We start from the raw sequence: 26,255 nt of genomic DNA, 5'->3' as shown, positions 1-26,255 counted from the left end.
GGCTACAGCCCGTTCGGCCGACTGGTGAGAGTGAGTTTTCCATGACGTGGATTTTCTCCTACTAGACTCATAGCTAACGTCTTACGTCGGTTGACCCCAAAACAAGCCAACACGGGTCGACTACGCCTCAAAAGGGTGCGACAGGACTCACGCTCCGACACAACAAGAGCAAAACTGGAGGTTTGAATGAAGATGTTGAAATCCACCCTGGCTATCGTGACTGCAGCCGCAGTACTCGGTGTCAGCGGGTTTGCCCAGGCGGGCGCAACCCTGGATGCAGTGATGAAGAAAGGTTTCGTGCAGTGTGGCGTCAGCGATGGCTTGCCAGGCTTCTCGGTTCCGGATTCCACCGGCAAGATCGTCGGTATCGATGCTGACTACTGCCGTGCAGTAGCGGCGGCTGTCTTCGGCGACGCGACCAAGGTCAAGTTCAGCCAGTTGAACGCCAAGGAGCGCTTCACCGCGTTGCAGTCCGGCGAAATCGACATTCTGTCGCGCAACACCACCATGACCAGCTCCCGCGACGCGGGCATGGGCCTGAAATTCCCGGGCTTCATTACCTACTACGACGGTATCGGCTTCCTGGTAAACAACAAGCTGGGCGTCAAGAGCGCCAAGGAACTGGACGGTGCAACCATCTGCATCCAGGCCGGTACCACCACCGAACTGAACGTTTCCGACTACTTCCGCGGCAACGGCCTGAAATACACCCCGATCACCTTCGACACCTCCGACGAAAGCGCCAAGTCGCTGGAATCCGGTCGTTGCGACGTACTGACCTCCGACAAATCCCAGCTGTTCGCCCAGCGCAGCAAGCTGGCTTCGCCGAAAGACTACGTGGTTCTGCCGGAAACCATTTCCAAGGAACCTCTGGGCCCGGTCGTGCGTAATGGCGACGACGAGTGGCTGGCGATCGTGCGCTGGACTGGCTACGCCATGCTCAACGCTGAAGAAGCCGGCATCACTTCGAAGAACGTCGAAGCCGAAGCCAAGGGCACCAAGAACCCTGACGTTGCCCGTCTGCTGGGTACCGACGGTGAATACGGCAAAGACCTGAAAGTGAAGAAAGACTGGGTCGTGCAGATCGTCAAGCAAGTCGGCAACTACGGCGAAGTGTTCGAGAAAAACCTCGGCAAGAGTACTCCGCTGGAAATCGACCGCGGGCTGAACGCTCTGTGGAACGCTGGCGGCATTCAATACGCACCACCAGTGCGCTGATGGTTCTATCACCCGGTGGGCCAACCACCGGGTGATGTTCTGTTCCATTATTTGCGGGGCACTTCATGCAAAATTCAATCGGCGCGCCAAAGCAGAGGCTCAGCCTCAGCGATCCACGCGTGCGTGCTTGGGTATTCCAGATCATCACGATTATCGCGGTGGTCTCGCTGGGCTGGTTTCTGTTCGATAACACGCAAACCAACCTGCAACACCGGGGCATTACCTCCGGGTTCGACTTTCTGGAGCGCAGTGCCGGTTTCGGCATCGCTCAACACCTGATCGACTACACCGAAGCGGACACATACGCCCGGGTGTTTGTCATCGGCCTGCTCAACACCTTGCTGGTGACCTTCATCGGTGTGATCCTGGCGACGATCCTGGGTTTCATCGTGGGTGTGGCGCGACTGTCGAAGAACTGGATCATCGCCAAGGTGGCGACGGTGTACGTGGAAGTCTTCCGCAACATTCCGCCGCTGCTGCAGATCCTGTTCTGGTACTTCGCGGTGTTCCTGACCATGCCAGGGCCGCGCAACAGTCATAACTTCGGCGACACCTTCTTTGTCAGCAGCCGCGGCCTGAACATGCCGGCGGCGTTGATGGCGGATGGTTTCTGGCCGTTTGTGATCAGCGTTGTAGTCGCCATCGTCGCCATCGTGCTGATGAGCCGCTGGGCGACCAAGCGCTTCGAAGCCACCGGGGTGCCGTTCCACAAGTTCTGGGTCGGTCTGGCGATGTTCCTGGTCATTCCTGCGCTGTGCGCGCTGATTTTCGGCGCACCGGTGCACTGGGAAATGCCGAAACTGCAAGGCTTCAACTTCGTCGGTGGCTGGGTGTTGATCCCGGAACTGCTGGCGCTGACCCTGGCCCTGACGGTGTACACCGCAGCGTTCATCGCCGAGATCGTGCGTTCGGGCATCAAGTCGGTCAGCCATGGCCAGACCGAAGCGGCGCATTCCCTCGGCCTGCGCAACGGTCCGACCCTGCGCAAGGTGATCATTCCGCAGGCCCTGCGCGTGATCATCCCGCCGCTGACCAGCCAATACCTGAACCTGGCGAAGAACTCCTCGCTGGCGGCCGGTATCGGTTATCCGGAAATGGTCTCGCTGTTTGCCGGGACCGTGCTCAACCAGACCGGCCAGGCGATCGAGGTGATTGCCATCACCATGAGCGTGTACCTGGCGATCAGTATCAGCATTTCCCTGCTGATGAACTGGTACAACAAGCGCATTGCGCTGATCGAGCGGTAAGGAAAAGCGCATGAGTACTCATACTTTCAAACCTGACATGCCGCCACCGAACCGCAGCATCGGTGCGGTGGCGTGGATGCGCGAGAACATGTTCTCCAGCTGGCTCAACACCCTGCTGACCCTGTTCGCGTTCTACCTCATCTACCTGGTGGTACCGCCGATCCTGCAGTGGGCGATCCTTGACGCCAACTGGGTCGGCACCAGCCAGGCCGACTGCACCAAGGAGGGCGCCTGCTGGGTGTTCATCCAGCAGCGTTTCGGCCAGTTCATGTACGGCTACTACCCGCCGGTACTGCGTTGGCGCGTGGACCTGACGGTGTGGCTGGCGATTGTCGGCGTGGCGCCGTTGTTCATCTCGCGCTTTCACCATAAGGCGGTGTACGGGCTGAGCTTCCTGGTGCTGTACCCGATCATTGCCTGGTGCCTGCTGCATGGCGGCGTATTGGGACTGGATGCCGTGGCGACCAGCCAGTGGGGCGGCCTGATGCTGACCCTGGTGATCGCCACCGTCGGTATCGCCGGTGCGTTGCCACTGGGCATCGTCCTGGCGCTGGGCCGTCGTTCGAACATGCCGGCGATTCGCGTGGTCTGCGTGACCTTCATCGAATTCTGGCGCGGCGTGCCGTTGATCACGGTGCTGTTCATGTCCTCGGTGATGCTGCCGTTGTTCCTGCCTGAAGGCATGAACTTCGACAAGCTGCTGCGGGCGCTGATCGGCGTGATCCTGTTCCAGTCGGCCTACGTGGCCGAGGTGGTGCGCGGTGGCCTGCAAGCGATTCCAAAAGGTCAGTACGAAGCGGCGGCGGCGATGGGCCTGGGTTACTGGCGCAGCATGGGCCTGGTGATTCTGCCGCAAGCCCTGAAGCTGGTGATCCCCGGCATCGTCAACACCTTCATTGCGCTGTTCAAGGACACGAGCCTGGTGATCATCATCGGCCTGTTCGACCTGCTCAATAGCGTCAAGCAAGCCGCCGCCGACCCGAAATGGCTGGGCATGGCCACCGAAGGCTATGTGTTCGCCGCCCTGGTGTTCTGGATTTTCTGTTTTGGTATGTCGCGCTATTCCATGCATCTGGAACGCAAGCTCGACACTGGCCACAAGCGCTAAGTCGCTACCTAATTTAGGAAGTTTTGTGATGAGCGAAGCAATCAAACAGCCTGTGAGCCCTGAAGGCATTATTCAGATGCAGGGCGTGAACAAGTGGTACGGTCAGTTTCACGTACTCAAGGACATCAACCTCAACGTCAAGCAGGGCGAGCGTATCGTCCTGTGCGGCCCGTCAGGTTCCGGCAAATCCACCACCATCCGCTGCCTCAACCGTCTGGAAGAGCATCAGCAGGGCCGCATCGTGGTCGATGGCGTGGAGCTGACCAACGACCTCAAGCAGATCGAAGCGATCCGTCGTGAAGTCGGCATGGTGTTCCAGCACTTCAACCTGTTCCCGCACCTGACCATCCTGCAGAACTGCACCCTGGCGCCGATGTGGGTGCGCAAGATGCCCAAGCGCAAGGCCGAGGAAATCGCCATGCACTACCTGGAACGCGTACGCATTCCGGAGCAGGCGCACAAGTACCCGGGGCAGTTGTCTGGCGGTCAGCAACAGCGTGTGGCGATTGCCCGTGCGCTGTGCATGAAGCCGAAGATCATGCTGTTCGACGAACCGACCTCGGCACTCGACCCGGAGATGGTGAAAGAGGTACTGGACACCATGATCGGCCTGGCCGAAGACGGCATGACCATGCTCTGCGTGACCCACGAAATGGGCTTCGCCCGCACCGTGGCCAACCGCGTGATCTTCATGGACAAGGGAGAAATCGTCGAACAGGCTGCGCCGAACGACTTCTTCGACAACCCGCAGAATGAACGCACCAAGCTGTTCCTGAGCCAGATCCTGCATTGATCGGTCAGTGACTGTCTCAATGAGCCCCGCCGATTGTTCGGTGGGGCTTTTTTTATGAGTGCGGGTCAGTCTGCGGCTTTGCCGCGTTCCAGTGCCAGCTGCACTGCCCGCAGGGCATTGAGGCGACCATGACCGTAGTAATGACTGTGGCCGTTTTGATCGTATTGACCAAGGGGGCCGTCGTCGGCGTGGCTGATTTTGTTGCAGCAATCGGCGAGCAGCTGTCGAACCTGTTCGCGGTCCAGTGCCGGGTTGACCCCCAGTACCAGTGCTGCCACGCCCGCGGCTCCAGGGCAGGCGCTGGAAGTGCCGCTGAACAGTTCGGTGTAGGCCGCATTGATCGGGTCGGCAAACCGGCCGCTCAGATCCGTGGTTCGAATGCCTCGGGTCTGCGGGACTGAAGTGGCGGGTTTGAACTTTGGATCGGGGTGTTGCTGGTCCCCGCTGGGGAAGCAACACCACAATGCTTTGCCGTAGTCACTGTAGCCGCTGCGACGATTTTGATCATTGCAGGCACCCACGGCAATGACCATGGGATGGCTGGCATAGCCATCGTTGTCCACGCTCTCGTTGCCGTTGCCGGCACCAAAAAAAATGACGCAGCCTTTGCCCTGGCGGCCTTTTGTCGCGGCGTACTCTATGGCCAGGCGGGTGCTCGCGGCCAGCGCAAACTCCTGAGAGTGCCTGGCGTCGGTAGGGTCAGCCCAATGTCCTTCCGATGGCCCCCAACTGCAGGAAATGACATCGGCCCCTTGGTCCGCAGCCCAGAAAAACGCGTCTGCTTCGGCTCGGGCGCCTAGTGGTTTGGTCAGTTTCAACGGCATGAGACTGGCTCGAGGTGCCACGCCGCTGGCGCCGGCTTCACCATTGGCGCATGCAACACCGGCGACTGCCGTACCGTGGCGCTCAAGGGGGGTTTTAGGCCGTGGGCCTTGAGGGGCGTTCAGGCGGTCAAAGTTTTTTGCTCCGATGATTTTGCCGGTTCCGGCGAACTCGGGGTGATCGATATCAAAGGCATCGTCGATGATCGCGATCACGATGCCTTCACCCTGGGTCAAGGCATGGGCTGCCTCGACATTGGCGCTGGCATCGACCTGAACCTGATAGGTGACGGTGGTTTTTTTCAGGTGCCATTGGTTGTCATGGATCGTCCGGCGTTGGCCCGGACGCAGTATTTCCGGGTGGCAGTAGTCGACGTCCTGACGTTCGAGCAATTGAAGTGTGAATGAGCAGACTTCAGTGCCGCGACAATGTGCGTGATATACGAAAAAGGCATTGGCCGCGTAGGGAACCTGCTGTTTGATGGTCAGACCCAATTCATCGAGGATAACCAGGCACTCTGTCGCAGTGAGTCGATCGACGAATTTCAGGAAAATGTTTTCGGTGTAGAAAACAGGTTCCCGGGTATGAGGATCGACCAGAGCGCTGCCGGCGAAACGTACGTCTGGCAACTCGCGCAGCAACGCCTTGCATTGGCGAACATCGGCATTGTCCGGCAGTTTGAATAGCTGAACGTCGGCGTCCTCGATGTGCAGTACCAACTCACTGTCGGCCAATGCCTGTCGAGCTTTTTCGCAGTGTAACGTTTCGTCAAGCCTGCTCCCGGCCTGGCTGCGTACAACGAGCAGTTGCCGATCCTTTTCCAGTAAAAAACGTCGGCTGTGCTTCTTGCCGAAAATGACTTCTTCCATCGGTTGTTCCCATTCCCTTCAGACATTCGAGCGAAAGTGCCCGCATTAAAAGTCCGAAAGTCTGATGGCCTGTCTCAATTTCGGATGTCAGCTCTTTCATGTGGCCTGGGTGGGAAATCACTTTCAGGCGTCAGGAATTTCACCTTCTGTCTTAAGGAGTCTTCCGGTATCAGGGTGATACGCGAAAGAGGGTGCCTTGCCTGATTGGGCGAAGCTGACTACCATGTCAGAAAATTCATCCTATGATTGGATGAGAGGGCGAATTCCATGTCAGAAATCTCTCCATTGGTGAAACGATCCCTGGTCGATCAGGCCTTGGATCAGTTGCGCCTGCGTATCAACCAGGGCACCTGGGTCGTGGGCCAGCGCTTGCCCACCGAGCCTGAGTTGTCCGCTGAGCTGGGCATCAGCCGCAACACCGTGCGCGAAGCCATGCGCGTGTTGGCATTTTCCGGGTTGATCGAAGTCCGTCAGGGTGACGGCAGTTACCTGCGGGCGGTGGTCGATCCGCTCGATACCTTGAAGGCGCTGTCCCGTTGTTCCCTTGAACAGGCACGGGAAACCCGGCACATCCTCGAAGTCGAGGCCATTGGCCTGGCAGCGATGCGCCGTACCGACGAAGATCTGGTGGCATTGCACGAGGCCCTGGGTGTCAGCGGTAGCCACTATCACGGCGATCTCGACACCTACATCGCCTGCGACCTGGTGTTCCACCGCCGTCTGGTGGACGCCGCGCACAACCCGACCCTCAGCGAGTTGTATCGCTATTTCTCCAGCATCGTCGGCGCCCAATTGCGCCAGACCCTGAGCATCGTCCCGCGCCGTCAGGAAGTGTTCGACCTGCACATCGCGTTGCTCGATGCCGTCGAACAACGCGACCCGGAACGGGCCAAGGCCCTGTCGAGGCAGTTGATCAATGAACCTTGAAACCGAGAAGTCCATGCACCGCAGTGAGTTATCCACAGCCCCCAAACGTTCGGCCGAGCTGGAAGAACTGCTGATCGATGCCGAGGCCGATGACGAACAGGTCCAGCACACCCACCCGGTTCTGCGTCGGCCCTGGCTGTTGCTGTTGGGCCTGATACTGGTGGCGCTGAACCTGCGCCCGGCGCTGTCGAGCATGGCGCCGATGCTCAGCGAGGTGTCGAAGTCCCTCGGTCTGACAGCTTCTCAGGCTGGATTGCTGACCACGTTGCCGGTGCTTTGCCTGGGCCTGTTTGCGCCGTTGGCACCTGTGCTGGCGCGGCGATTTGGTGCGGAGCGAGTGGTGCTGGGTATTCTCCTGGCCCTGGCGGGCGGGATCATCCTGCGCAGTTCGTTCGGTGAAATCGGCCTGTTTGCCGGCAGTGTGCTGGCCGGTGCCAGCATCGGCGTGATCGGCGTGTTGCTGCCGGGCATCGTCAAGCGCGATTTCCCGAAGCAGGCCGGGACCATGACCGGTGTCTACACCATGGCCCTGTGTCTGGGGGCGGCAATGGCGGCGGGTGCGACCGTGCCGTTGAGTGAACACTTTGACAAGAGCTGGGCGATGGGCCTCGGCTTCTGGGTCATTCCGGCATTGGCGGCCGCGCTGTTCTGGTTGCCGCAAGTCGGCCAGAAACACGGCGCACATAACGTGGCCTACCGGGTTCGGGGATTACTGCGCGATCCGCTGGCCTGGCAGGTGACCCTGTACATGGGCTTGCAATCGTCCCTGGCCTACATCGTGTTCGGCTGGTTGCCGTCGATCCTGATCGGCCGTGGCCTGACCCCGACCCAGGCCGGACTGGTGCTCTCGGGTTCGGTGATCGTTCAACTGGTCAGCTCCCTCGCCGCGCCATGGCTGGCGACACGGGGCAAGGATCAGCGCCTGGCGATTGTGATCGTGATGGCCCTGACCCTCGGCGGACTGTTCGGTTGCCTGTACGCTCCGATTGAAGGTCTGTGGGGCTGGGCGATTGTGCTGGGGTTGGGGCAGGGCGCTACGTTCAGCCTGGCATTGACCCTTATCGTGTTGCGCTCGCGGGACTCCCATGTTGCGGCGAACCTGTCGAGCATGGCCCAGGGCTTCGGTTACACCCTGGCGTCCATGGGGCCGTTCGCGGTCGGCATCGTGCATGACTGGACCGGCGGCTGGACGGCCGTGGGCTGGATCTTCGGTGTCATCGGCCTTGGTGCGATTCTCGCCGGCCTGGGGGCCGGGCGTGCGTTGTATGTGCAGGTCGAAAGCGAAAAGGTCTGATTCCCGCACACTGTCGGTATTCGTCTTGCGAATGCCGATAGTGTTCGACCCGTTTGCAGACTATCGTGCAGGAAATCGTTCGATACCCATTGCACAACAGGGAGTCTGCCCATGAGTGAAGTCCACAGCGCCTTGATCACCCGCTTCTACCAGGCCTTCCAGCGTCTCGATGGCGAAGCCATGGCTGCCTGCTACACCGATGACGTGGTGTTCAGTGACCCGGCGTTCGGCGAGCTTCGTGGTCGTGATGCCGGCGATATGTGGTGCATGCTCACTACCCGCGCCAAGGATTTCTCCCTGACCTTCGATCATGTCCGTGCCGATGATCGTACCGGTAGCGCCCATTGGGTCGCGACCTATCTGTTCAGCCAGACCGGCAATACCGTGGTCAATGACATCCAGGCACGCTTTGTCTTTCGCGATGGCAAGATCTGCGAGCATCACGACAGTTTCGACCTGTGGACATGGTCGCGTCAGGCCCTGGGTTTCAAAGGCCTGCTGCTGGGCTGGACGCCACTTGTTCGCAACGCCGTTCGATCACAGGCCCTGAAGGGGTTGAAGGCATTCCAGGCCAGTCGCTGATAAGATCGCGGCTTGTTTCCTTTCAAGCCCTGATCGTTACGTGACCACCCTCAGCGAAAGCCCTGTCGACGCCGACACCCCCGCGAGCAAATCCTGGTTCGTCTACCTCGTTCGCGCTGCCAACGGTTCGCTCTATTGTGGGATCAGCGATGATCCCGTGCGTCGCTTTGCCAAGCATCAAAGCGGCAAGGGCGCGCGATTCTTTCTTTCCAGCCCGGCCATGGCCCTGGTCTACACCGAACGCTGTCGCGACAAAAGCGATGCGTTGCGTCAGGAGCGGCTGATCAAAAAACTCAAGAAGAGCGCCAAGGAATGCCTGGTGGCGAACGCCGCCCCTGGCTTATCACTCTGACTGATCAGTTCCCATCAGGCAGATCTGTAGGCTGCCAGGTGATTGCGCGCTAAGCTGCGGACTCCTGATTCTTGCGGCGGAGCCGAGCATGTCCGAGTTGATTCTGCATCATTACCCGACGTCCCCCTTTGCCGAGAAGGCCCGCCTGCTGCTGGGCTTCAAGGGCTTGTCCTGGCGCTCGGTGAAGATCTCGCCAGTGATGCCCAAGCCGGATCTCACGGCATTGACCGGTGGCTACCGCAAGACACCAGTGCTGCAGGTCGGTGCCGATATCTATTGCGACACGGCATTGATTGCCCGGCGACTTGATCAGGAAAAGGCCTTGCCGGCGTTGTTCCCGGAAGGTCAGGAAATGATCACCGCGTCGTTTGCCGCCTGGGTTGATTCGGTGGTGTTCCAGCATGCGGTCAGCCTGGTGTTCCAGCCGGAATCGATTGCCGTGCGTTTCGGCAATTTACCGCAGGAAGCGATCAAGGCGTTTCTGGCCGACCGTGCCGGTTTGTTCAGTGGTGGCAGCGCTACAAAATTGTCTACCGAACAGGCGAAGCATCAGTGGCCAACGATCATGTCGCGCCTGGAGCAACAGTTGCAGCGCGAGGAGGGTGACTACCTGTTTGGCGAGCCGTCGATTGCCGACTTTGCCCTGGCTCATTGCCTCTGGTTTCTCAAGGCCACGCCGGTGACGGCTCCGTTGGTCGAAGCTTATCCGGCAGTCAATGCATGGCATGCGCGGGTATTGGGCTTCGGTCATGGTGCATCCAGCGAGATGAGTTCCGAAGAGGCTCTGGCAGTGGCGCGCACGTCCACGCCAGCGGCTTTGCCAGATCAGCAGTTTGTCGATCCCAATGGATTCACGGCGGGGCAGCAGGTAGTGATCGCAGCCACGGACTACGGCGTTGATCCGGTGGCGGGGGAGTTGTTGTTTGCCGGCCGCGAGGAGCTGATTGTACGGCGAGAGGACGAGCGTGGCGGTGTGGTGCATGTGCACTTCCCGCGGTTTGGCTTCCGGATCGAAGCCTGCTGAAACCGACATACAGCTGTGGTGAGGGAGCTTGCTCCCGTCGGGTCGCGAAGCGGCCCCTTGAAGAGGGACTGCTGCGCAGTCCAGCGGGAGCAAGCTCCCTCGCCACAGCTGTCGTGCAAATCTGCTGGGGTTACTTCAACACCGCCAGAATCGCATCCGGGTCATACCCGCGAATCAGCGTCCCGTTCACATCGATGATCGGAATGCCGCCACCGCCCAGTGCCTGATAGTCCGCGCGCGCGACTGTATCCTTCTCGATATCGAACTCCTTGTACGCAATGCCTTTCTGATCGAGGAAGCGCCGGGTCAGCTTGCAGTAGCCACACCACTCGGTGGCGTAGAGCACGACGTTGGCCTTGGCCTGAGTCTGCGCCGGCACCACTTGCGATGGATTGAACACCCGCTCGATCTTGCCCCAGTTCTGATAGGCCACGACCACCAGCAGGATCAGCAGGAATTTCTTCAGTACGCCGCCGAGCATCAGTTGCGACGCTTCAGCTGATCGGTGAGTGAAGTGGGCAGGCCCTTGATGATCAGCGTGCCGGCTTCTTCGTCGTACTCGATCTTCGAGCCCAGCAGGTGCGCTTCGAAACTGATCGACAAGCCTTCGGCGCGGCCGGTGAATCGGCGGAACTGGTTCAGGGTGCGTTTATCGGCCGGGATTTCCGGCGAGAGGCCGTAATCCTTGTTGCGGATGTGATCGTAGAAGGCCTTCGGGCGTTCTTCGTCGATCAGTCCGGACAATTCTTCCAGACCCATTGGCTCACCGAGCTTGGCCTGGCTGCTGGCGTAATCCACCAGGGTCTTGGTCTTCTCGCGGGCGTCGTCTTCCGGCAGGTCTTCGCTTTCAACGAAATCACTGAAGGCCTTGAGCAGGGTACGGGTTTCACCCGGACCGTCGACGCCTTCCTGGCAGCCAATGAAATCGCGGAAATACTCCGAAACCTTTTTCCCGTTCTTGCCTTTGATGAACGAAATGTATTGCTTGGATTGTTTGTTGTTCTGCCACTCGGAAACGTTGATCCGCGCCGCCAGGTGCAACTGGCCAAGGTCCAGGTGACGGGACGGCGTGACGTCCAGTTCGTCGGTCACGGCCACGCCTTCGCTGTGGTGCAGCAGGGCGATGGCCAGGTAGTCGGTCATGCCTTGCTGATAGTGGGCGAACAGCACATGGCCGCCGACCGACAGGTTCGATTCTTCCATCAGCTTTTGCAGATGTTCGACCGCCACGCGGCTGAACGCAGTGAAATCCTGGCTGCCCTCGAGGTACTCCTTCAGCCAGCCGCTGAACGGGAACGCACCGGATTCCGGATGGAACAGGCCCCAGGCTTTACCCTGTTTGGCGTTATAGCTTTCGTTGAGGTCGGCGAGCATGTTCTCGATGGCCGCGGACTCAGCCAGTTCAGAGTCACGGGCGTGGAGAACTGCAGGTGTGCCGTCGGGTTTTTTGTCGATCAGGTGGACGATGCAATGACGGATCGGCATGGGCTTCTCGGCTGAGTGAAGAGAGGAGGGCGTGCTCCCCCGAAAAAGCGCTCAGTGTACCGCAACCACTGGTTTTGGCGCGGTGCGAAGGGCAATTGACGGGTGACCGACGGCGCTTATGCAGTTTTTTCCTGTTTTAGCGCAATAAAGCTGACCAAATGGGTAGCTAGAGGCGGATATTTCCACGTCTGTGTGCTAGCTTTGCCCGGTCTTGCGCGAAGTCACTGCGTTAAGCGTGCAGTCAGCATTTGTCAGGTCGAACCAAACCCTGATTTCGGTATCTATAACCCCGATCCCGAGGTTATTTGGCCGAGGGTGCCAGATCCAAAAGATCGGGCTCGATGGCTGACATTGCACTGTGCAATCCATATGAATTTGATAGGGAAGGAACACTAAATGGCTCTTACTAAAGACCAACTGATCGCCGACATCGCTGAAGCTATCGACGCGCCGAAAACCACCGCGCGTAACGCTCTGGACCAACTGGGCCAAATCGTTGCCGATCAGCTGGAAAACGGCGGCGAAATCACTCTGCCAGGTATCGGCAAACTGAAAGTGACTGAGCGCCCTGCCCGTACTGGCCGTAACCCTTCGACTGGCGCTGCCATCGAAATCGCTGCCAAGAAAGTGATCAAGCTGGTTGTGGCCAAAGGCCTGACCGACGCTGTTAACAAGTAAGACTTGTTAAGAAAAAACCGTGCACCGGAGCGATCCGGGCACGGTTTTTTTGTGGGCGCGATAAAGCGCTCACTACGCTTGAGCGTTGCTCCATCGTGCCTGGCGCCAGGCCTGTTGCTGCGCTTTGGTCTGGAAGGTCCAGGCGACGAAGCGGCTCTGCTTCTGCCCCTGGGACATTTCCACTACCTGGCTTTCCAGGGCACCGGCCTTTTTCAGGGCGGTCTGGATCGCCGGCAGGTTGGACGCCTTTGACACCAATGTACTGAACCACAACACCTGCTGGGCTACCTGCACGCTTTCGCTGACCAGTTGGGTCACGAAGCGTACTTCTCCGCCTTCGCACCACAACTCGGCCGACTGGCCGCCAAAGTTCAACACCGGCAGCTTGCGTTTCGGATCGGCTTTGCCCAGGGCGCGCCATTTGCGCGTACTGCCCCGCGTGGCCTCGTCCAGCGAGGCGTGGAATGGCGGGTTGCACATGGTCAGGTCGAAGCGCTCTGTGCTCTCCAGCAAGCCTGTGAGGATCTGCTTGGGGTTGCTCTGCTGGCGTACCTGGATCGCTTTGTTCAGGCCATTGGATTGAACGATGGCCTTCGCCGCGGCGATGGCGGTCGCATCGATATCGGAACCGAGGAACTGCCAGCGATAGTCGCTGTAACCGATCAGCGGATACACGCAGTTTGCGCCCATGCCGATATCCAGCACCTTCACGGCGGCGCCACGGGGGATCACACCGTCATTGCCACTGGCCAGCAGGTCGGCGAGGAAGTGCACGTAGTCGGCACGGCCTGGCACCGGTGGGCACAGGTAGTCGGCCGGAATGTCCCAGTGAGCGATGCCATAGAACGACTTGAGCAGCGCCCGGTTGAACACCCGCACGGCTTCCGGGCTGGCGAAGTCGATGCTTTCCTTGCCGTACGGATTGATGATCACGAATTTCTTCAGTTCCGGGGCGCTTTTGATCAGCGTCGGAAAGTCGTAGCGGCCCTGATGGCGATTGCGCGGGTGCAGACTGGCCTTTTCCTTCGGGGCGACGGCCGTGGCCGGGGTCTTTGGGGCAGGCTTTTTTCGCGCAGGCTTGGGGGAGCGGGGGGCGGTCATGGCGGTGGTCGATTCGGGTATGGCTAAAAGTGGCGGGCATTGTCCCACATTGATGGCGAATGCGCCGAACCCGTAGGAGCTGCCGCAGGCTGCGATCTTTTGATCCTGTTTTTTAAGCAAAGTCAAAAGATCGCAGCCTGCGGCAGCTCCTACAGGGGATTTGTTGTGTTTTTGGATAAAAAAGGGAGACCACTTGGGTCTCCCTTCTTCATTGCGACTTGCCGTTACAAACTGGCAATCCGCGCATGTTGCTCGGCCAGCTTGCCCAGGGCCTGTTCGGCCTCGGCCAGTTTGGCGCGTTCTTTCTCGATGACTTCGGCTGGTGCCTTGTCAACGAAACCGGCGTTGGACAGCTTGCCGCCGACTCGTTGCACTTCACCTTGCAGACGCTGGATTTCCTTGTCCAGACGCGCCAGTTCCGCACCTTTGTCGATCAGGCCGGCCATTGGCACCAGCACTTCCATCTCGCCGACCAGCGCAGTGGCGGACAGCGGTGCTTCTTCGCCAGCAGCCAGCACGGTGATCGATTCGAGGCGCGCCAGCTTCTTCAGCAGGGCTTCGTTCTCGGTCAGGCGACGCTGGTCTTCGGCGCTGACGTTCTTCAGGAACAGCGGCAGCGGCTTGCCTGGGCCGATGTTCATTTCGCCACGGATGTTGCGGGTGCCGAGCATCAGGCCTTTGAGCCATTCGATGTCGTCTTCGGCGGCTTGATCGATGCGGGTTTCATTGGCCACTGGCCAAGGTTGCAGCATGATCGTCTTGCCATCGATGCCAGCCAGCGGCGCGATGCGCTGCCAGATTTCTTCGGTGATGAACGGCATGAACGGGTGCGCCAGGCGCAACGCCACTTCCAGTACGCGAACCAGGGTGCGACGGGTGCCGCGCTGGCGTTCGACGGGGGCGTTTTCGTCCCACAGCACAGGCTTGGACAGTTCCAGGTACCAGTCGCAATACTGGTTCCAGATGAACTCGTACAAGGCTTGTGCGGCCAGGTCGAAACGGAACTGGTCGAGTTGACGGGTCACTTCGGCTTCGGTGCGTTGCAGCTGCGAAATGATCCAGCGGTCAGCCAGGGACAGTTCATAGGCTTCGCCGTTCTGGCCGCAGTCTTCGCCCTTGTCCAGCACGTAGCGCGCCGCGTTCCAGATCTTGTTGCAGAAGTTGCGATAGCCTTCGACGCGGCCCATGTCGAACTTGATGTCGCGACCGGTGGACGCCAGCGAGCAGAAGGTGAAGCGCAGGGCGTCGGTGCCGTAGCTGGCGATGCCTTCGGCGAACTCGTCGCGGGTCTGCTTCTCGATCTTCTTCGCCAGTTTCGGCTGCATCATGCCGGAGGTGCGTTTCTGCACCAGGGCTTCGAGCTCGATGCCGTCGATGATGTCCAGCGGGTCCAGGACGTTGCCCTTGGACTTGGACATCTTCTGGCCCTGGCCGTCACGCACCAGGCCGTGCACGTACACGGTCTTGAACGGAACCTGCGGCGTGCCGTCTTCGTTTTTCACCAAATGCATGGTGAGCATGATCATCCGGGCAACCCAGAAGAAAATGATGTCGAAGCCAGTCACCAGGACGTCGGTGGAGTGGAATTTTTTCAGGAACTCGGTTTTTTCCGGCCAGCCGAGGGTGGAGAACGTCCACAGGCCCGAGCTGAACCAGGTGTCGAGAACGTCGTTGTCCTGTTGCAGCGCAACGTCTGGGCCGAGGTTGTGCTTGGCCCGCACTTCGGCTTCGTCGCGACCGACGTAGACCTTGCCCGACTCGTCGTACCAGGCCGGAATCCGGTGGCCCCACCACAGCTGACGGCTGATGCACCAGTCCTGGATGTCGCGCATCCACGAGAAGTACATGTTTTCGTACTGTTTCGGCACGAACTGGATACGGCCGTCTTCAACGGCGGCAATCGCAGGCTCGGCCAAAGGCTTGGTGGACACGTACCACTGGTCGGTCAGCCAAGGCTCGATGACGGTGCCGGAGCGGTCGCCTTTCGGTACTTTCAGGGCGTGATCGTCAACGCTGACCAGCAGGCCGGCAGCGTCGAACGCGGCCACGATCTGCTTGCGCGCTTCGAAGCGGTCGAGACCGGCGTATTCGGCCGGGATCTTGCCGTCGATGGTTTCGTTCAGCGTGCCGTCGAGATTGAACACCTGGCACGCTGGAAGAACGGCGGCGTTCTTGTCGAAGATGTTCAGCAGCGGCAGGTTGTGACGCTTGCCGACTTCGTAGTCGTTGAAGTCGTGGGCCGGGGTGATTTTCACGCAACCGGTGCCGAATTCAGGGTCGCAGTAATCGTCGGCGATGATCGGGATGCGGCGGCCAACCAGTGGCAGCTCGACAAATTTGCCGATCAGGGCTTTGTAGCGTTCATCGTTCGGGTTAACGGCCACGGCGGAGTCGCCGAGCATGGTTTCCGGGCGAGTGGTCGCGACGATCAGGAAATCGTTGCCTTCAGCGGTCTTGGCGCCGTCAGCCAGTGGGTATTTCAGGTTCCACAGGAAACCTTTCTCGTCGTGGTTCTCCACTTCGAGGTCGGAAATCGCCGTGTGCAGCTTGGTGTCCCAGTTGACCAGGCGCTTGCCGCGGTAGATCAGGCCGTCTTCGTGCAGGCGTACGAAAGCTTCTTTAACGGCTTCCGAGAGGCCGTCGTCCATGGTGAAGCGCTCGCGGCTCCAATCTACGGACGAACCGAGGCGACGGATCTGACGGCTGATGTTGCCACCGGACTCATCCTTCCACTCCCAGACTTTCTCGAGGAATTTCTCGCGGCCCAGGTCGTGGCGGCTCTGGCCCTTGGCTTCGAGCTGACGCTCTACCAGCATCTGCGTGGCGATACCGGCGTGGTCGGTACCCGGCTGCCACAGGGTGTTGCGACCCTGCATGCGGCGGAAACGGATCAGGGCGTCCATGATCGCGTTGTTGAAGCCGTGACCCATGTGCAGGCTGCCGGTGACGTTCGGCGGCGGGATCATGATGGTGTAGGACTCGCCCGCGCCTTGCGGGGCGAAGTAATTCTCTGACTCCCAGGTGTTGTACCAGGAAGTTTCAATGGCGTGCGGCTGGTAGGTCTTATCCATGCGCGGCGGGACCCTATTGGCATTTATTCAGGAAAAGCCGGGAAGTATAGCGGGGATGAGCCAATGCGCGTAGAGCGAGGTGACAATGGGTGGGGGAAAGTTGTGGTTTTTCGGGCGGGGTGTCTGCAATGACGCCATCGCGGGCAAGCCACGCTCCCACAGTGTCGGTGTCGATCACAAAAATGTAGTACGACAGTAACCCTGTGGGAGCGTGGCTTGCCCGCGATGGCGGTCTATCAGTCGATGCGATTCAAATCGTTATGCCGCGTTTCCTTCAGGCACAGCACTGCAATCAAACTCAGCACCGCCGCCCCGGACACGTAACCGCCGACGTAACTCAACCCGCCCATCGCCACCAGTTTCTGGGCGAAGAACGGTGCTGCGGACGCGCCGACGATACCGCCCAGGTTGTAGGCCGCTGAGGCGCCGGTGTAGCGCACGTGGGTGGGGAACAGCTCCGGCAGCAGCGCACCCATCGGTGCAAACGTCACGCCCATCAGAAACAGTTCGATGCACAGGAACAGCGCCACACCCCAGGTCGAGCCTTGGGTCAGCAGCGGCTCCATGAGGAAGCCGGACAGGATCGCCAGCACTCCGCCGATGATCAGCACCGGTTTGCGCCCGTAACGGTCGCTGGCCCAGGCCGACAGCGGGGTGGCGGCAGCCATGAACAGCACCGCGAAGCACAGCAGGCCGAGGAAGGTTTCGCGGCTGTAGCCGAGCGTTGCCACGCCGTAACTCAGGGAAAACACGGTGGAGATGTAAAACAGCGCATAGCACACCACCATCGCGCCGGCACCCAGCAATACGGGCATCCAGTATTGGCCGAACAGCTCGAACAGCGGGATCTTCACTCGTTCCTGGCGTGCCACGGCGTTGGCGAATACCGGGGTCTCATGCAGCTTGAGGCGCACATACAGGCCGACCATCACCAGTGCGGCGCTGAGCAGGAAGGGAATACGCCAGCCCCATGAGCGGAACTGTTCATCGTCCAGCACCACGGCCAAGGTCAGGAACAGGCCGTTGGCCGCCAGAAAGCCGATGGATGGACCCAGTTGCGGGAACATGCCGAACCACGCGCGCTTGCCTTTCGGCGCATTCTCCGTGGCCAGCAATGCCGCGCCACCCCATTCACCGCCCAACCCAAGGCCTTGGCCGAAGCGCAGGACGCAAAGCAGGATCGGTGCCCAGGCGCCAATGCTGTCGTATCCCGGCAGCACGCCGATCAACGTGGTGCACACGCCCATCAGCAGCAGCGAGGCGACCAGGGTCGACTTGCGGCCGATACGGTCGCCGAAGTGGCCGAACAGGGCAGAACCCAAGGGGCGCGCAAGGAAGGCGATGCCGAACGTGAGAAACGCCGAAAGCATCTGGGCGGTGCCGGATGTCTGCGGAAAGAACACCGGGCCGATCACCAGCGCGGCGGCGGTGGCATAGACGTAGAAGTCGTAGAACTCGATGGCGGTACCGATGAAGCTCGCGGTGGCCACGCGGGTGGCGGAGTTCGTCGGTTGTGCAGGTGTGGAGTCGCTGTAAGTCGTGCTGGTCGTCATGCGGTTATCCCTGACTGTCATGTGCTCCAGTGGAGCGAATTATTATGGTCGAGAACCCAGGGATGTGGGTGGAGGCACGGTCGCTGTTCAAGGTAGGAACAGTCGGCGGTCTGTTGCGGGCTTTGCTGATGGACGGGCCGGAAGCTGCGAAGTGCGGGGTAAGCACGGGGGCCGGCGAGGCTTGGGTAAGCGCTTCGATTATAGAAAGGTGGCTAACGATCGAACAAGTGGCTTGAGTGGCCACGAAAGATTTGCCTGGCAGTTAGATAACAACCGGCATCGAGCTGGTCTGCCAGATCAGCACCCGCGTGACCCGGTTGTCTTCGGTCTCGAGAATTTCCAGGCGATACCGGCCGATCTTCAGGCACACCGCGCTTTCGGGAATGGTTTCCAGGGCCTCGGTAACCAGGCCATTCAGGGTTTTCGGGCCATCGCTGGGCAGGTGCCAGCCGAGGCTCTTGTTCAGTTCGCGAATGGACGCGGCACCGTCGATCACCAGGCGTCCGTCGGCTTGCGGATGAATGTGCGGATTGTCCAGGCTCTGCTGGCTTTCGAACTCGCCGACGATTTCTTCGAGAATGTCTTCCAGGGTGACGATGCCCAGCACTTCGCCGTATTCGTCGACCACCATGCCCAGGCGCCGCTGCTGCTTGTGGAAGTTGAGCAGTTGCAGCTGCAGCGGGGTGCTTTCCGGCACGAAGTACGGTTCGTGGCTGGCCGCCAGCAACGCTTCCCTGGTCAGGCTGGCATCGGGCAGCAAGTGAAGGATGTGCCGGGTGTTGAGGACGGCTTCGACCTGGTTGATATCGCTGTGGAACACCGGCAGGCGAGTACGCCTGTTGTGGCGCAACTGTTCGATGATTTCTTCGATGGAGTCATCGAGATTGATGCCGTCCACGTCACTGCGCGGTACCAGGATGTCATTGACGGTGATGTTGTCCAGCGCGTGGATGCCTGGCAGCGGGTGAGGGCGGCTGACGGTTTCGGAGGGCGCATGCCGTTCCGTCAGCGTTTCGTCCTCACTCTGTTGCACCACTTTGGCTTTACGGGCGAATGGCCGCGTCAGCAAATGGCTGATGCTATTGAGCAGCCATGCCGCGGGATAGATGATTTTCAGCGGTAGCCGCAGCAGGTTGTTGCCCTGGGCCAGGATCGCATCCGGATAGCGAGCGGCCAGGGCGCGTGGCAAGTAGTCGGAAAACACCAGCAACATGGTGCCCGCCCCGAGGCAGGCGACCCACGGACCGTTCTCCGCCCAAGTGAAAATGGCCAGCAAGGTGCTGATGACCACCACGAGTGCGCGGCACAGGGTGTTGCAAAAAATCAGGCTGGCCAGGGGGAAGTTGAGTTTCGCCACCGGTTTGTCGCTGGAGCGCGTTGCGGTGCGCTGGGCCAGCAAATGCTGATGCGCCGCTTCGATGGCGGTAAACAGCCCCGACCATAAAACCAGCAGGGTCACTACCGCGAGCATCGGCCCTATGGGCAAGTCGTCCATTAATGCCGCCCGTCAGATATGCAGGATGTATTCACGAACCAGCTTGCTGCCGAAATACGCCAGCATCAGCAGGCAAAAACCGGCCAGGGTCCAGCGAATGGCTTTGTGCCCGCGCCAGCCGAGGCGATTGCGTCCCCACAGCAGTACGCTGAAAACGATCCAGGCCAGGCAGGCCAGCAGGGTTTTGTGCACCAGATGCTGGGCGAACAGATTCTCGACGAACAACCATCCGGAAATCAGCGACAGCGACAACAGCGTCCAGCCGGCCCAGAGGAAGCCGAACAGCAGGCTTTCCATGGTTTGCAGCGGCGGGAAGTTCTTGATCAGCCCGGAGGGGTGCTTGTGCTTGAGCTGGTGGTCCTGGATCAGCAGCAGCAAGGACTGGAACACCGCGATGGTGAACATGCCGTAGGCCAGGATCGAAAGCAGGATGTGGGCGAGGATGCCCGGCTCCTCATCGATGACCTGTACCGTGCCGGCAGGGGCAAAATGCGCCAGCATCACGGTCAGGGCTCCAAGCGGGAGCAGCAGGACCAGCAGGTTCTCCACCGGAATCCGCGAGCAGGCCAGCAGGGTCAGCGCGATGACCGCCACGGCAATGAGGCTGGCGGCACTGAAGAAGTCCAGGGCCAGGCCGGTCGGGGTCAGCAGGTGGGTGAGCAGGCTGACGCTGTGGGCCAATACGGCGAGCACGCCGAGCATGACCAGCAGGCGTTTGTTGACCTTGGCGCCGGACGCCAGGCGAGTGCCCTGGTAAATGGTCGCAGCGGCATACAAGCAGGCGGCGGCGAGGGTAGTTAGCAAGCTGGGTGACAAGGGGAGCATAAATCCTGTTAGGCAAGCCCGAAAGTCGCTGAGTTTGGCATAGAACCCCCGCCGCACGAAAGACTGCGCAACCTGACAGCGAGGTGTCCGCCGGCCACAGTCTTCGCTATAATCCGCGACCTGCCCACGCCGCAGGCTCGCCGAGCACACGTTTAGTCCGGTCCGGGCCGCCATTATCCCGGTCTACACAGGGCCTGAAAGGATCGCGCAATGTTTGAAAACTTAACCGACCGTCTCTCGCAGACGCTGCGCCATGTCACCGGCAAGGCCAAGCTGACCGAAGACAACATCAAAGACACCCTGCGTGAAGTGCGCATGGCGTTGCTCGAAGCCGACGTCGCCCTGCCGGTGGTCAAGGACTTCGTCAATTCGGTCAAGGAACGCGCCGTAGGCACCGAGGTATCTCGCAGCCTGACGCCGGGCCAGGCCTTCGTGAAGATCGTCCAGGCCGAACTCGAAAGCCTGATGGGCGCGGCCAACGAAGATTTGAACCTGAGCGCCGTTCCGCCCGCCGTCATCCTCATGGCCGGTTTGCAGGGCGCGGGTAAGACCACCACCGCCGGCAAGCTCGCGCGCTTCCTTAAAGAGCGCAAGAAGAAGTCGGTCATGGTTGTGTCCGCGGACGTTTATCGTCCAGCGGCGATCAAGCAGCTGGAAATGCTCGCCGGTGAAGTCGGCGTTACCTTCTTCCCGTCCGACCTGAGCCAGAAGCCGGTCGAGATCGCGCAAGCGGCTATTAAAGAAGCGAAACTCAAATTCATCGACGTGGTCATCGTCGATACCGCCGGTCGCCTGCACATCGATGAAGAGATGATGGGCGAGATCAAGGCCCTGCATGCGGCGATCAACCCGGTCGAAACCCTGTTCGTGGTCGACGCCATGACCGGCCAGGACGCCGCCAACACGGCCAAGGCCTTCGGCGATGCATTGCCGCTGACCGGTGTGATCCTGACCAAGGTCGACGGCGACGCCCGTGGCGGTGCCGCCCTGTCGGTGCGCGCCATCACCGGCAAGCCGATCAAGTTCATCGGTATGGGCGAGAAGAGCGAAGCGCTCGATCCGTTCCACCCTGAGCGTATCGCCTCGCGCATCCTCGGCATGGGCGACGTGCTCAGCCTCATCGAGCAGGCGGAAGCGACCCTCGACAAGGACAAGGCCGACAAGCTTGCAAAGAAATTAAAGAAGGGCAAGGGCTTCGATCTCGAAGACTTCCGCGATCAGTTGCAACAGATGAAGAACATGGGCGGCCTCGGCGGGCTCATGGACAAGCTGCCGAACATGGGTGGCGTGAACCTGGCTCAAATGGGCAATGCCCAGGGCGCGGCAGAGAAACAATTCAAACAGATGGAAGCCATCATCAACTCCATGACCCCGGCCGAGCGCCGCGACCCTGAGATGATCAGCGGTTCGCGCAAGCGCCGGATCGCCATGGGGTCCGGCACCCAAGTGCAGGACATCGGCCGCTTGATCAAGCAGCACAAGCAGATGCAGAAGATGATGAAGAAGTTCTCTGCAAAAGGCGGAATGGCCAAGATGATGCGCGGCATGGGCGGAATGTTGCCCGGCGGCGGCATGCCAAAGATGTAAAGAATCCGCGCCGGTCATCGCACCGGCGCAGACCCGCAAGGAAGCGGGATCTCCAGCAAACCCGCACTTGGCGGGAGCTGACCGGCCGTTTTCAACGACGGCTCTATAGCAAATCTGCATGGCGGCCGATAGACCGCCGGAAAAAGTCATTTGCAAAAGTCCGGATATTCCTTAGAATATGCGGCCTTTCGGGCACCTATGCCCGCTGTGCCTTTAGATTTGCAGCACCGACTACAGGAACGATGTTCACATGCTAACAATCCGTCTTGCCCTTGGCGGCTCCAAAAAGCGCCCGTTTTACCACTTGACCGTAACCGACAGCCGCAACCCGCGCGACGGTTCGCACAAGGAACAGGTTGGCTACTTCAACCCTGTTGCCCGTGGTCAGGAAGTTCGTCTGTCCGTGAACCAAGAGCGCGTAGCCTACTGGCTGAGCGTTGGTGCACAACCTTCTGAGCGCGTTGCTCAGTTGTTGAAGGAATCTGCTAAGGCTGCGGCCTGAGCAATATGAACGCGACGCCAGCCATTGCTGATGATTTGATCGTTATCGGCAAGATTTATTCTGTTCACGGCGTTCGCGGCGAAGTAAAGGTGTACTCCTTTACTGATCCGATCAAAAACCTGCTGGAATACAAGACCTGGACGCTCAAGCGTGACGGTAATGTAAAGCAGGTAGAGCTGGTCAGCGGACGCGGGAACGACAAGTTCCTGGTCGCAAAGCTCAAGGGTCTTGATGATCGCGAAGAAGCTCGTCTTCTGGCCGGTTATGAGATCTGCGTGCCGCGCAACCTGTTCCCTGAACTCACCGACGGCGAGTACTACTGGTACCAGCTGGAAGGTCTCAAGGTCATCGACACCCTCGGACAACTGTTCGGGAAAATCGATCACCTGCTGGAGACCGGCTCGAACGATGTCATGGTGGTCAAGCCTTGCGCTGGCAGCCTGGATGATCGCGAACGCCTGTTGCCCTATACGGAGCAATGCGTGTTGGCCGTCGACCTGGCAGCGGGCGAGATGAAGGTGGATTGGGACGCGGATTTCTAAGCGTGGCTAACTTGCGCGTAGAAGTGATCAGTCTGTTTCCCGAGATGTTTTCCGCCATCAGCGAGTACGGCATCACCAGTCGGGCGGTGAAACAGGGGCTCTTGCAGCTCACCTGTTGGAATCCGCGAGACTACACGACGGATCGACATCACACTGTGGACGATCGCCCGTTTGGCGGTGGTCCGGGCATGGTGATGAAGATCAAGCCCCTGGAAGATGCTCTGGTTCAGGCCAAGGCAGCAGCCGGGGAGGCGGCGAAGGTAATTTACCTGTCCCCCCAAGGCCGTCAACTGACTCAGTCGGCGGTACGCGAGTTGGCGAATCTGGATGCATTGATCCTGATTGCCGGCCGCTATGAAGGCATTGACGAGCGTTTTATTGATGCTCATGTCGATGAAGAGTGGTCGATTGGCGACTATGTACTGTCTGGCGGCGAGCTGCCGGCGATGGTCCTGATCGATGCGGTTACACGACTGCTGCCTGGAGCTTTAGGGCATGCGGACTCCGCCGAGGAAGATTCCTTTACGGATGGTTTGCTGGATTGCCCGCACTACACCCGACCGGAGGTGTATGCGGATCAGCGTGTTCCCGACGTATTGCTAAGTGGCAATCACGCGCACATCCGGCGTTGGCGTTTACAGCAGTCCCTTGGTCGGACCTTTGAACGACGCGCCGATCTTCTGGAAAGCCGCTCGCTTTCTGGAGAAGAGAAGAAGCTGCTCGAGGAATACATCCGCGAGCGGGACGATAGTTAACAACGTATCGATGGTAGATCCGACGATTTACCTTAGGAGCACAGCATGACTAACAAAATCATCCTTGCACTCGAAGCAGAGCAGATGACCAAAGAGATCCCTACCTTTGCCCCGGGCGACACCATTGTCGTTCAGGTGAAAGTGAAGGAAGGCGACCGTTCGCGTCTGCAAGCGTTCGAAGGTGTTGTTATCGCCAAGCGTAACCGCGGCGTAAACAGTGCATTCACCGTTCGTAAAATCTCCAACGGTGTTGGCGTAGAGCGTACTTTCCAGACTTACTCCCCGCAAATCGACAGCATGGCTGTCAAGCGTCGCGGTGACGTACGTAAAGCCAAGCTGTACTACCTGCGTGACCTGTCGGGTAAAGCAGCTCGCATCAAGGAAAAACTGGCTTAAGTCCAGCTTCCGATGCAAAAAAAAGCAGCCTGCGGGCTGCTTTTTTGTTGTCTTCGATTTAATGAGTTCTCCGGTTCGCGGCCTGGCGCAAGACCGAGTCGCGGCCATCGCGAGCAGGCTCGCTCCCACAGTGGATCCTCAGTGGATGCAATATCTGTGAGCACCAAAGATCATTGTGGGAGCGAGCTTGCTCGCGATGCGTTTTAGCCGGCGCCAACAGTCTCCGGCTGAATCAACGCCAACAACGTCCACCCCGCCGCAGGCTTGATCGTGCTTTCCGGTGTCACTACATGCACCCAACCGCTGCCGTCGCGCACGAACAGCAAGGTCGCACGCTCGCCATGCAACGCACGGTAGTCGTCCCAGCTGAAACCATCCGTCAACGTTGTGCTGTACAACTCGGCGCCCTGGCTCAGTTGACTGGCGAGCTTGGCGTAGGTCAGCGCTTCGCTGCCCAGTTGATTGCCGCGATGTTCCAGGCTGGTGCGGTGCTTGTCGGTGCGGCGGTTTTCCTGGCCGCTGGCCAGGCCGAACATGCGCTGATGGCCCAGCTCATGACGAAAGCGCATCAGCGCCAGGGTGTTCATCTCGCCGGAGGGCGACAACGCCAGCAAATGCCCGAGGCCGACCAGGTCCAGGTGCGCATCGGCATGTTGCGACGCCGGGTTGCCAAAATAGGTCGGCAAGCCTTCCATCCGCGCTGCGCGAATGTTTTCCCAGCTCGAATCCGTCAGCAGTACGCGACTGCCCAATTGTTGCAGGGCCTTGCCCAGCGTGCGCGCAGGTCCGTTGGCGCCGATGATCAGGAAGCCGCTCGGTGCCGGTTCCGCCACCTTTAGCAGGCGAGCCAGCGGTCGTGCCGTCGCGCTTTGCAACACCACCGTGCCGATGATCACCGCAAAGGTGAGCGGCACCAGCAGCAATGCTCCCTGGTGACCTGCCTCATGCAGGCGAATGGCGAAGATCGCCGACACTGCCGCTGCCACGATGCCCCTTGGGGCAATCCACGCCAGCAACGCTCGCTCGCGCCAACCCAGGCTGGAGCCCGCCGTGCTCAGTAGCACATTCAATGGTCGGGCGATGAACTGAATGACCAGCAGCAAAATCAGCACCAGAGGCCCGAGGCCGATCATGGCGTTCAGGTCCAGCCGGGCCGCCAGCAGAATGAACAGGCCGGAGATCAGCAGTACGCTGAGGTTCTCCTTGAAGTGCAGGATGTGCCGCACGTCCACGCCTTTCATGTTAGCCAGCCACATGCCCATCAAGGTCACGGCCAGCAACCCGGATTCGTTGGTGACTTCATTGGAGCCAATGAAAATACCCAGGACTGCCGCGAGCGCTGCCAGGTTGTGCAGGTATTCCGGCAGCCACTGGCGGCGAATCAGTGTACCGAGCAACCAGCCACCCAAAACACCGAACAGGCTGCCGCACAAAATCACGCCGCCGAAGGTCAGCAGGCTTTCCTCGAGACCGTTACCTTTGGAGCTGGCGATGATGAAGCTATAGACGACCACCGCCAGCAGGGCACCGATGGGGTCGATGGCAATGCCTTCCCAGCGCAGGATGTTGGCAATCGACGCTTTCGGGCGCACGACGCGCAGCATCGGTACGATCACGGTCGGCCCGGTCACCAGGGTCAGGCTGCCGAACAGGATGGCCAGCATCCAGTCGAAATCCAGCAGCCAGTGAGTGGCGACAGCAATGACCACCCAGGTAGAGAGGGCGCCAATGGTGACCAGCCGATGGACAACGCTGCCGATTTCGCGCCATTCGGACAGATGCAGGGTCAGGCTGCCCTCGAACAGGATCAGCGCCACCGCCAGGGACACCAGCGGCATCAACAGTGGGCCGAACATTTCCTGCGGGTCGAGCAAGTGCAGCACGGGGCCGGCCAGGATGCCGGCCAACAGCAGAAAAAGAATCGCCGGCAGTTTCAAGCGCCAGGCCAGCCATTGGCAAAGCAGCGCCGCCGCGCCTATCCCGCCAAATGCCAATAAAATCTGCTGCTCGCTCATTGCTGCTCCCTGTT

Annotated in this window: 24 protein-coding genes; 15 read left to right on the top strand and 9 right to left on the bottom strand. The window is 59.9% G+C overall.

From position 1 onward, the window contains the following. The first annotated feature begins 186 nt into the window (after positions 1-186). From ASD95_RS17640 to ASD95_RS17625, 4 genes are all read left to right on the top strand, one after another. The gene (locus ASD95_RS17640) at positions 187-1,218 is read left to right on the top strand and encodes an amino acid ABC transporter substrate-binding protein (protein WP_007972676.1); all 1,032 of its coding nucleotides are present in this window, start codon (positions 187-189) and stop codon (positions 1,216-1,218) included. Between the two features lie 65 nt (positions 1,219-1,283). Beyond that, positions 1,284-2,465, top strand: a complete 1,182-nt coding sequence (locus ASD95_RS17635; protein WP_056726177.1) for an amino acid ABC transporter permease — start codon at positions 1,284-1,286, stop codon at positions 2,463-2,465. Between the two features lie 10 nt (positions 2,466-2,475). Then, positions 2,476-3,573, top strand: coding sequence for an amino acid ABC transporter permease (locus ASD95_RS17630; protein ID WP_056726176.1), 1,098 nt, complete (start codon positions 2,476-2,478; stop codon positions 3,571-3,573). 28 nt (positions 3,574-3,601) lie between these two features. Further along, positions 3,602-4,366, top strand: a complete 765-nt coding sequence (locus ASD95_RS17625; RefSeq protein WP_008053474.1) for an amino acid ABC transporter ATP-binding protein — start codon at positions 3,602-3,604, stop codon at positions 4,364-4,366. A gap of 65 nt (positions 4,367-4,431) precedes the next feature. On the opposite strand, the gene ASD95_RS17620 is transcribed toward ASD95_RS17625, so the two are convergent. Beyond that, entirely contained in the window at positions 4,432-6,057 is a 1,626-nt protein-coding gene (locus tag ASD95_RS17620) for a S8 family peptidase (RefSeq protein ID WP_056726175.1), read from the bottom strand. Positions 6,058-6,324: 267 nt separating this feature from the next. Between ASD95_RS17620 and ASD95_RS17615 the strand changes: the two genes are divergently transcribed. The 5 genes from ASD95_RS17615 (at position 6,325) to ASD95_RS17595 (ending at position 10,236) form a co-directional block, all read left to right on the top strand. Beyond that, positions 6,325-6,984 (top strand): FadR/GntR family transcriptional regulator, encoded by a 660-nt coding sequence (locus ASD95_RS17615; protein ID WP_056726174.1) that lies wholly within the window; start codon positions 6,325-6,327, stop codon positions 6,982-6,984. Beyond that, the gene (locus ASD95_RS17610; protein ID WP_056726173.1) at positions 6,974-8,278 is read left to right on the top strand and encodes a CynX/NimT family MFS transporter; all 1,305 of its coding nucleotides are present in this window, start codon (positions 6,974-6,976) and stop codon (positions 8,276-8,278) included. The genes ASD95_RS17615 and ASD95_RS17610 overlap by 11 nt, the downstream gene beginning before the upstream one ends. A gap of 111 nt (positions 8,279-8,389) precedes the next feature. After that, complete coding sequence (locus ASD95_RS17605; protein ID WP_056726172.1) at positions 8,390-8,860, top strand: nuclear transport factor 2 family protein; 471 nt, start codon at positions 8,390-8,392, stop codon at positions 8,858-8,860. Between the two features lie 40 nt (positions 8,861-8,900). Continuing rightward, a complete protein-coding gene (locus ASD95_RS17600; protein WP_056726171.1) occupies positions 8,901-9,212 on the top strand; it encodes a GIY-YIG nuclease family protein in 312 nt (103 codons plus the stop codon). Between the two features lie 88 nt (positions 9,213-9,300). Then, entirely contained in the window at positions 9,301-10,236 is a 936-nt protein-coding gene (locus tag ASD95_RS17595; RefSeq protein ID WP_056726170.1) for a glutathione S-transferase family protein, read from the top strand. A 130-nt stretch (positions 10,237-10,366) separates the two neighbouring features. On the opposite strand, the gene ASD95_RS17590 is transcribed toward ASD95_RS17595, so the two are convergent. Next, complete coding sequence (locus ASD95_RS17590; RefSeq protein WP_056726169.1) at positions 10,367-10,717, bottom strand: glutaredoxin family protein; 351 nt, start codon at positions 10,715-10,717, stop codon at positions 10,367-10,369. Further along, positions 10,717-11,721 carry a nucleoid-associated protein YejK gene (gene yejK, locus ASD95_RS17585; RefSeq protein ID WP_007972706.1) on the bottom strand — a complete coding sequence of 335 codons (1,005 nt, stop codon included), beginning with the start codon at positions 11,719-11,721 and terminating at the stop codon, positions 10,717-10,719. The genes ASD95_RS17590 and yejK overlap by 1 nt, the downstream gene beginning before the upstream one ends. A 396-nt stretch (positions 11,722-12,117) precedes the next feature. On the opposite strand from yejK, the gene ASD95_RS17580 reads away from it, so the two are divergent. After that, on the top strand, positions 12,118-12,399 hold the full coding sequence (locus ASD95_RS17580; protein WP_007905514.1) for an HU family DNA-binding protein: 282 nt from the start codon (positions 12,118-12,120) through the stop codon (positions 12,397-12,399). 72 nt (positions 12,400-12,471) lie between these two features. Here the strand turns inward: ASD95_RS17580 and rlmF are convergent, their stop codons facing one another. The 5 genes from rlmF to ASD95_RS17550 all read right to left on the bottom strand — a co-directional run bounded on the left by rlmF (position 12,472) and on the right by ASD95_RS17550 (position 20,444). Next, on the bottom strand, positions 12,472-13,500 hold the full coding sequence (gene rlmF / locus ASD95_RS17575; RefSeq protein ID WP_056726168.1) for a 23S rRNA (adenine(1618)-N(6))-methyltransferase RlmF: 1,029 nt from the start codon (positions 13,498-13,500) through the stop codon (positions 12,472-12,474). A gap of 224 nt (positions 13,501-13,724) precedes the next feature. Beyond that, positions 13,725-16,571 carry a valine--tRNA ligase gene (locus ASD95_RS17570; RefSeq protein WP_056726167.1) on the bottom strand — a complete coding sequence of 949 codons (2,847 nt, stop codon included), beginning with the start codon at positions 16,569-16,571 and terminating at the stop codon, positions 13,725-13,727. Positions 16,572-16,807: 236 nt separating this feature from the next. Next, complete coding sequence (locus ASD95_RS17565) at positions 16,808-18,124, bottom strand: MFS transporter (protein ID WP_056726166.1); 1,317 nt, start codon at positions 18,122-18,124, stop codon at positions 16,808-16,810. A gap of 262 nt (positions 18,125-18,386) precedes the next feature. Next, on the bottom strand, positions 18,387-19,619 hold the full coding sequence (locus ASD95_RS17555; RefSeq protein WP_056726164.1) for a transporter associated domain-containing protein: 1,233 nt from the start codon (positions 19,617-19,619) through the stop codon (positions 18,387-18,389). Positions 19,620-19,631: 12 nt separating this feature from the next. Then, entirely contained in the window at positions 19,632-20,444 is an 813-nt protein-coding gene (locus ASD95_RS17550; RefSeq protein ID WP_056726163.1) for a cytochrome C assembly family protein, read from the bottom strand. Between the two features lie 210 nt (positions 20,445-20,654). Between ASD95_RS17550 and ffh the strand changes: the two genes are divergently transcribed. The 5 genes from ffh to rplS all read left to right on the top strand — a co-directional run bounded on the left by ffh (position 20,655) and on the right by rplS (position 24,226). Beyond that, positions 20,655-22,031, top strand: a complete 1,377-nt coding sequence (ffh, locus tag ASD95_RS17545) for a signal recognition particle protein (protein ID WP_056726162.1) — start codon at positions 20,655-20,657, stop codon at positions 22,029-22,031. 250 nt (positions 22,032-22,281) lie between these two features. Further along, complete coding sequence (gene rpsP / locus ASD95_RS17540; protein ID WP_007972721.1) at positions 22,282-22,533, top strand: 30S ribosomal protein S16; 252 nt, start codon at positions 22,282-22,284, stop codon at positions 22,531-22,533. A 5-nt stretch (positions 22,534-22,538) separates the two neighbouring features. After that, positions 22,539-23,075: a ribosome maturation factor RimM gene (gene rimM, locus ASD95_RS17535; protein WP_056726161.1), complete on the top strand. Its 537-nt coding sequence runs from the start codon at positions 22,539-22,541 to the stop codon at positions 23,073-23,075. Between the two features lie 2 nt (positions 23,076-23,077). Then, on the top strand, positions 23,078-23,830 hold the full coding sequence (gene trmD / locus ASD95_RS17530; protein ID WP_007897583.1) for a tRNA (guanosine(37)-N1)-methyltransferase TrmD: 753 nt from the start codon (positions 23,078-23,080) through the stop codon (positions 23,828-23,830). Between the two features lie 45 nt (positions 23,831-23,875). Then, positions 23,876-24,226 carry a 50S ribosomal protein L19 gene (gene rplS, locus ASD95_RS17525; protein WP_003175895.1) on the top strand — a complete coding sequence of 117 codons (351 nt, stop codon included), beginning with the start codon at positions 23,876-23,878 and terminating at the stop codon, positions 24,224-24,226. A gap of 203 nt (positions 24,227-24,429) precedes the next feature. Here the strand turns inward: rplS and ASD95_RS17520 are convergent, their stop codons facing one another. Continuing rightward, positions 24,430-26,241 (bottom strand): cation:proton antiporter, encoded by a 1,812-nt coding sequence (locus ASD95_RS17520; RefSeq protein WP_056726160.1) that lies wholly within the window; start codon positions 26,239-26,241, stop codon positions 24,430-24,432. Positions 26,242-26,255 lie beyond the last annotated feature (14 nt).

Origin of the sequence: Pseudomonas sp. Root71 (assembly GCF_001429045.1) — a bacterium.
Taxonomy (GTDB): domain Bacteria; phylum Pseudomonadota; class Gammaproteobacteria; order Pseudomonadales; family Pseudomonadaceae; genus Aquipseudomonas; species Aquipseudomonas monachiensis.
This window is presented reverse-complemented; position numbering and strand designations above follow the sequence as displayed.